6 protein-coding genes are annotated in these 6,632 nt (G+C 51.5%); all 6 read left to right on the top strand.

Going from position 1 to position 6,632, the window contains the following annotated elements; all coding sequences use genetic code 11:
* Positions 1–191 (top strand): cell division protein PerM (locus WAO31_RS03375; RefSeq protein ID WP_509590263.1); only part of this gene is annotated, 191 nt, incomplete at its 5' end.
* A gap of 4 nt (positions 192–195) precedes the next feature.
* A complete protein-coding gene (purN, locus tag WAO31_RS03370; RefSeq protein ID WP_509590261.1) occupies positions 196–780 on the top strand; it encodes a phosphoribosylglycinamide formyltransferase in 585 nt (194 codons plus the stop codon).
* Between the two features lie 9 nt (positions 781–789).
* A complete protein-coding gene (purH, locus tag WAO31_RS03365) occupies positions 790–2,436 on the top strand; it encodes a bifunctional phosphoribosylaminoimidazolecarboxamide formyltransferase/IMP cyclohydrolase (RefSeq protein ID WP_509590259.1) in 1,647 nt (548 codons plus the stop codon).
* A gap of 82 nt (positions 2,437–2,518) precedes the next feature.
* Positions 2,519–4,294: an ABC transporter ATP-binding protein gene (locus WAO31_RS03360; protein ID WP_509590256.1), complete on the top strand. Its 1,776-nt coding sequence runs from the start codon at positions 2,519–2,521 to the stop codon at positions 4,292–4,294.
* Positions 4,291–6,096, top strand: a complete 1,806-nt coding sequence (locus tag WAO31_RS03355) for an ABC transporter ATP-binding protein (protein WP_509590254.1) — start codon at positions 4,291–4,293, stop codon at positions 6,094–6,096. Before WAO31_RS03360 ends, WAO31_RS03355 begins: the two co-directional genes overlap by 4 nt.
* Positions 6,097–6,189: 93 nt before the next feature.
* Positions 6,190–6,632, top strand: a 443-nt coding sequence (locus WAO31_RS03350; RefSeq protein WP_509590251.1) for an isocitrate/isopropylmalate family dehydrogenase, incomplete at its 3' end; no start/stop codon positions are given.

The raw sequence follows: 6,632 nt of genomic DNA, 5'->3' as shown, positions 1-6,632 counted from the left end.
TGCAGCTAGGTCTGTTGAGCGTATTGGCTTCCGGAGGGGCTGGCCCCGGCAGGCTCTCCGAGGTCGGGGTAAATCCCTTGAACCTGATGCTGGTTAGCTTCGTCGAAGTGTTCGTTGTTGCGACTCTGGCAGCGTTTTATAGCGCGAGGCCAACCGAGGCCGCCGTCAAAAAATCCAAAACGGTAAACTAAAAAAATGCTTTCGGTCGTGGTTCTAATATCTGGTTCCGGATCGAATCTCCTAGCCCTTTTGAAGGCTGCTGAGAACCCCCTCTATCCGGTTCGCATCCTTGCGGTTGGCTCTGATAAGGCAGCCGAGGGGTTGGCCCACGCTGATTTGTTTGGTGTTCCAACATTTGTCGTTGAGCCAGAACGCTTCGATGGTGTTGAGAGTTGGTCGGATAAGTTGAAAGAGAATATCCTGCACTTCAACCCAGACCTTGTGGTTTTGGCCGGCTTTATGAAAATACTTCCACCCAGTTTTGTTGAGGCCTTTGGGTCTAACATTTTGAACACCCACCCGTCTCTTCTGCCGCTCTTCCCAGGTGCTCACGCGGTGCGTGATGCACTGGCTGCCGGAGTTCGTGAGACCGGTGTGACAATTCACGTTGTTGACAACGGTGTTGATACTGGACCAATCATCGCTTCAAAATCCGTCACCGTAATGCCTGCCGATGACGAAGCCACCCTTCACGAGCGCATTAAGGTTGTTGAGCGCGAGCTACTTGTTGAAACAGTTGCCGGCATTGCTGAAAAACGAATTGAACTGGCGAAAATTTAGCGGGGAATCATGGACAGTAAATACAAGGCAGCGGACTATCGCCACTTCGATAAAGTGCCCGTCAAGCGAGCACTGATTTCTGTCTCCGACAAGACCGGCCTCATTGACCTAGCTACGGCACTCGTGGAAAGTGGTGTTGAAATTGTTTCAACCGGCTCCACCGCCAAGACAATCGCCGAGGCTGGAATCAAAGTTACCGAGGTGGCGGAAGTCACCGGCTTTGAAGAAACTCTAGATGGAAGGGTGAAGACGCTTCACCCTTCAATTCATGCCGGACTACTTGCCGACCTGAGGTTGGTTCAGCACGTCGAGCAACTGGATGCCCTGCAGGTCAAGCCGTTTCAGCTATTGGTTGTGAACCTGTATCCGTTTGTTGAGGCAATCAACAAAGGCGCTACCGGCGAAGCCGCAATTGATCAAATCGACATCGGTGGACCGGCCATGGTTCGCGCAGCCGCCAAGAACCACGCCAACGTAGCAATTATTGTTGACCCGGCCAAGTACCCGGAAATCATTCAAGCAATCGGCTCGGGTGGAACCAGCCTCAAGCAGCGCAAAGAGCTAGCTCTTTTGGCCTTTTCACACACAGCCAGGTACGACACCGCCGTCTCCAACTGGATGGCGACATCGCTAGAGGACGCCTGGAAGTCGGACGCTGGGAGAACCGACCACGACGAGAGCAAGAACCCGGGCTTTACTAAAAACCTTGATCTCAAGGCCACACTTTCCTCGGTGCTTCGCTACGGAGAGAACTCTCACCAGGCGGCTGCCCTGTACAAGGTAGAGGGAATCGATTCCTCGCTTGGCATTGCTCAAGCTAAGCAATTCGGTGGGAAAGAGATGTCTTATAACAACTTTGTCGACGCCGACGCCGCACTTCGGGCAGCCTATGACTTTAACGAACCAGCCGTTGCCATCATCAAGCATGCCAATCCTTGTGGTATCGCAATCGGTTCTGCCGAATCACAAGATCCCATTGCGGATGCTCACGCAAAAGCGCACTTCTGTGATTCGGTTTCCGCCTACGGAGGAGTCATTGCTGCGAATCGACCTGTCACTCTAGAAATGGCAAAACAGGTTGCCGACATTTTCACCGAGGTTATTGTTGCACCGGGATATGACTTCGAGGCGCTTCAGCTTCTTCTAACCAAAAAGAACCTAAGGGTGTTACAGCTTCCGCCGAATTACTCGAGGGAGCCAAGGGAGATAAAGCAGGTATCCGGAGGATTGCTGGTCCAAGAGGTCGACAGCTTCGAAAACTTCTCAGACAAGAACTGGAATCTCGTGACTGGTGCCAAGGCCGATCCTCAAACAAGAGCAGACCTTGAGTTCGCTTGGCGTGCAGTTCGCTCGGTAAAGTCAAACGGAATTTTGCTTGCCAAAGACGGAGCATCGGTTGGAATTGGTATGGGTCAGGTCAACCGGGTTGATTCTTGCGAGCTGGCGGTTTCGAGAGCCGCCGGACGTGTCAGAGACACGGTTGCTGCCAGCGATGCCTTTTTCCCATTCGCTGACGGACTAGAGGTATTGCTTCGCGCGGGGGTAAAGGCGGTTGTTCAACCCGGAGGTTCGGTTCGCGACGAAGATGTAATCGCAGCAGCCAAAGCTGCCGGGATTACGATGTATTTCACGTCCGAGCGCCACTTTTATCACTAGCAGCAGCGAAACTGAGCTCGGCTAACCCGTGTTAGCCTAAAAAGCTGACCAAAGCGGTCTGGCGGAAGGCTCCATAAGCTCGTTGAGTAATACACAAGGCACTCTAAAAACCCTTTTTAGAATTTTGCCCTACGCCAAAAAGGCCATTCCGAGGCTACTTCTTGGCGTAATTGCGGCAATCAGTGCCCATTCGGTGGCTCTTTCCATACCCCAGGTTCTTCGAGAACTCATTGATGAACTGGCTGAGCTTGGAACACTAGAGAATCTCTACTTCTTAGTTGCTCTGGTTTTTGGCATGGGCCTTTTGGAAGCTTTCTTGGTTCTTCTGCGTCGCTGGTTGGTTTTGGTTCCGGTGACCGGTGTTGAATCTAAGATGAGGGCAAACCTCTATAGAAAACTTCAAGACCTGCCGGTTAGTTTTCACGATCAGTGGCCATCGGGGCAACTACTTTCTCGAGCCACTCAAGACCTAGGGCTTATTCGCCGCTGGCTTTCTTTCGGTTTGGTTTTGTTAATCGCTAACGCTGCAACTATCGCAATTGGTCTTGCGGTGCTGTTTAGCTTCAGCTGGATACTCGGAACCATATTCTTTGTTGTTTCGATCCCAATTTGGATCAAGGGTTTCAGGTTTGAATCCGGCTACGGCAAAATCACTAGGCAGTCGCAAGATCAAGCGGGGGACCTAGCAACCGCAGTTGAAGAATCAGTTCACGGTATCAGGGTGCTAAAAGCTTTTGGTAGGGGAGAGTTTGCGGCTCAAAAATTTGCTGAAGGTGCCACCGACTTACGCTCAACAGAACTAAAAAAGGCTGGACTTATCGCAAACATGTGGGCATACCTTTTGTTTCTTCCAGAAACCGCCCTCGGATTATCGATGCTGGCTGGAATACTTTTGGTTGCCGAAGGATCGCTCACGGTCGGGGGGATGGTGGCATTTTTTGCAACCGCAACAGTGCTTCGCTGGCCAACCGAATCAATCGGTTTCTTGCTAGCTCTCACTCTCGATGCCAAGACTGCCATCTCAAGGCACTTTGAGGTAATCGATGAGCCGGTATCAATCAAGGACCCTGCGGATCCAAAGACCATCAAGAACCCCGAGGGCAAGCTGGAGTTCAAGGATGTTCACTTTAGCTATCCGGACCAAAAACAAGGCTCTGCCTCCTTGCTTAGCGGGGTAAACCTGTTGCTCAATCCGGGCGAATCAGTTGCCCTGATTGGCATTACGGGATCCGGGAAGACCACTTTGACGGCACTCACCACCAGGCTATTTGAGGTCACACAGGGTGCCATTGAGCTAGACGGCATAGACATTAGGTCGCTAACCAGGTCAGAGCTTCGAACCCACATCGCGATGGCCTTCGAGGACGCGACTTTATTTTCCAGCTCGGTTCGCGACAACGTTCTATTGGGAAGACCCGATGCCACAGATGAAGAATTAGCCGAAGCTCTCGAGATCGCCCAGGCCCATTTTGTTTACGATTTGCCCGACGGTGTTGAGACCAAGATCGGGGAAGAGGGACTGTCTCTTTCCGGAGGACAACGTCAGCGCCTAGCACTTGCTCGAGCGGTCGTCGCAAAGCCCGCGGTCTTGGTACTGGATGATCCGCTCTCGGCACTTGATGTTGACACCGAGGCGATGGTAGAAAGTGCGCTTCGTACCGTGCTTGCCAAAACCACAGCGCTGATTGTTGCTCATCGGCCCTCCACTGTTCAATTAGCTGATCGAGTTGCACTTCTTCAGGATGGAAAAATCGTTGCCTTCGGCAAGCATGCTGAGCTACTTATTTCTAGTCCGGAATATCGCTTCGTGGTTTCTTCCCTCGAAGCTGAGGCAGATTCGAATCGAGTATCACCATGAGCATGCAGGGAGTAAAGGGTGAGGACAAGATCATCCTCGACAGGGAGGAATCCAAGGCTCTAAAGCTTCGCTCTCGCGCGCTACTTTTTTCTTTGATTCATCCGGTTCGCAACAGACTGTTGTTGAGTTTGTTCGTTGTGATCTTGTCGCAGATGCTTCGAGTGGCGGGCCCTGCACTAATTGCCCTGGGAATTGACTGGGCGCTACCCGCAGCAATTAGGCAAAACACCACACCACTATTTCTAGTTGTCGGCGGGTATCTTTTTGCTGCGCTTGCTACCGCATCACTGATCAGTTGGTTCCTAAGGTTTGCGGCAAAGATTAACCAGGATGTTCTGCTGGATCTTCGGCAGCGAATCTTTAAGCAGACCCAGCGCCTCTCCATTGAGTTTCACGAAAAATACACCTCTGGTCGGGTTATCGCGAGGCAAACCAGCGACCTAGACGCCATCAAGGAGCTTTTGGCCTCCGGAGGCAATGAAATGATCGCGGGCGTGTTCTATATGCTCTTCACCGCCTCAGCTCTATTGCTTTTGGACCCCTCGAGCTTTGGAATTCTGGTGATGAGCTGGCTGCCGCTTTTCTTCTTGACGAAGTGGTTCCAGGTCAATTCGAGACTCAAATTCCGACAGTCCCGAGTAGCCTCGGCCTCTCTGATTGTGAACTTCGTTGAGACCATGACCGGTATCCGCGCAGTCAAGGCCTTCCGCAAGGAAAAGGCCAACCAGTCTCTGTATGAGGTTTTGAGCGAGGACTATCGGGACGTGACCGTCAAGGTCATTCAGCTCTTTGGTTACTTTGGTCCCGGTTTACTTCTGATTGGCAACATGACAGTTGCCACCATTTTGCTGTTCGGTGGAACTAGGGTCTTGGCCGGCGAACTTGGAATTGGAGTTCTAACCGCGGCGATTATCTACGCCAGGAGATTTTTTGATCCGATGGAAAACCTCGCGATGTTCTATAACTCCTACCAGTCGGCGAATTCATCCCTGGAAAAAATCTCCGGCGTGCTGGAAGAAAAGCCGACCGTCTTAGAATCTAAGACCCCGGTAAATCTCGGCGAGATAACGGGACGCATCACCTTCAATAATGTTTCGTTTAATTATTCAAACGATGTCAAGGTGCTAAAGGACATGCAACTCGAAATTCTCCCGGGACAAACCGTTGCTCTGGTTGGAACAACCGGCGCGGGTAAATCCACCATCGCAAAACTGGTTGCCAGGTTCTATGACCCAACAGCCGGTGAGGTATTACTTGATGAAATAAACCTTCGAGAGGTTTCAAGTTCAGAGCTCAGAAGCAAAGTTGTGATGGTAACCCAAGAGGCCTACCTGTTCTCCGGTTCGGTTGCAGACAACATCGCCCTTGGTAAGCCAGATGCAACACCGGAAGAAATTGAGGCCGCCGCCAAGGCGGTCGGCGCCCATGATTTCATCATGGAGCTACCCGATGGTTACTCAACCGATGTCAATAAGCGCGGGGGACGAGTAAGTTCCGGTCAAAGGCAACTGATTTCTTTTGCCCGGGCGTTTATCGCCGATCCGGCCGTGTTGATCTTGGATGAGGCAACCAGCTCACTGGATGTTCCGTCCGAGCGTTTGGTTCAGCAGGGTCTAAAGACCCTGCTAAATTCTCGAACCGCGATAATCATCGCTCACCGTCTTTCGACAGTGTCCATTGCCGATCGGGTGCTGGTTTTGGAGCACGGAAAGGTCATCGAAGATGACACCCCGGAGAAACTGATTTCGGGCACGGGTAAGTTCTCCAAGATGCATAAAGCTTGGAAAGATTCCCTGGTTTAGGGGGCCGAGAGCCCCAAGAGACGAAGGCCCCGGCCGATTTTTAAGTAGTCTAGAGGGGTTTGGAAAATGCAAAAAAAGGAAGAAAAATAGAATATGGAAAAGATCAAGGTTGTTGGCAAAGTAGTAGAGCTTGACGGCGATGAAATGACCAGAATCATCTGGCAGAACATCAAGGACTCCCTGATTTTGCCCTTTCTCGATGTTGATCTCGAGTATTACGACCTCTCCGTCCAAAACCGTGATGCGACTGATGATCAGGTGACCATCGACGCAGCTCACGCCATCAAAACTCACGGCGTTGGAGTTAAGTGCGCAACCATTACACCCGACGAGGCCAGAGTCGAAGAGTTTAAGTTGAAGAAGATGTGGAAATCCCCTAACGGGACCATCAGAAATATTCTTGACGGCGTTGTTTTCCGCGAGCCAATCATTATCTCCAACGTGCCAAGACTTGTTCCCGGATGGACAAAGCCGATAGTTATCGGTCGTCACGCCCACGGAGATCAGTACAAGGCAACCGATATTAAGATTCCCGG

This window comes from Rhodoluna sp. (genome assembly GCF_049276775.1).
Taxonomy (GTDB): domain Bacteria; phylum Actinomycetota; class Actinomycetes; order Actinomycetales; family Microbacteriaceae; genus Rhodoluna.
This window is presented reverse-complemented; position numbering and strand designations above follow the sequence as displayed.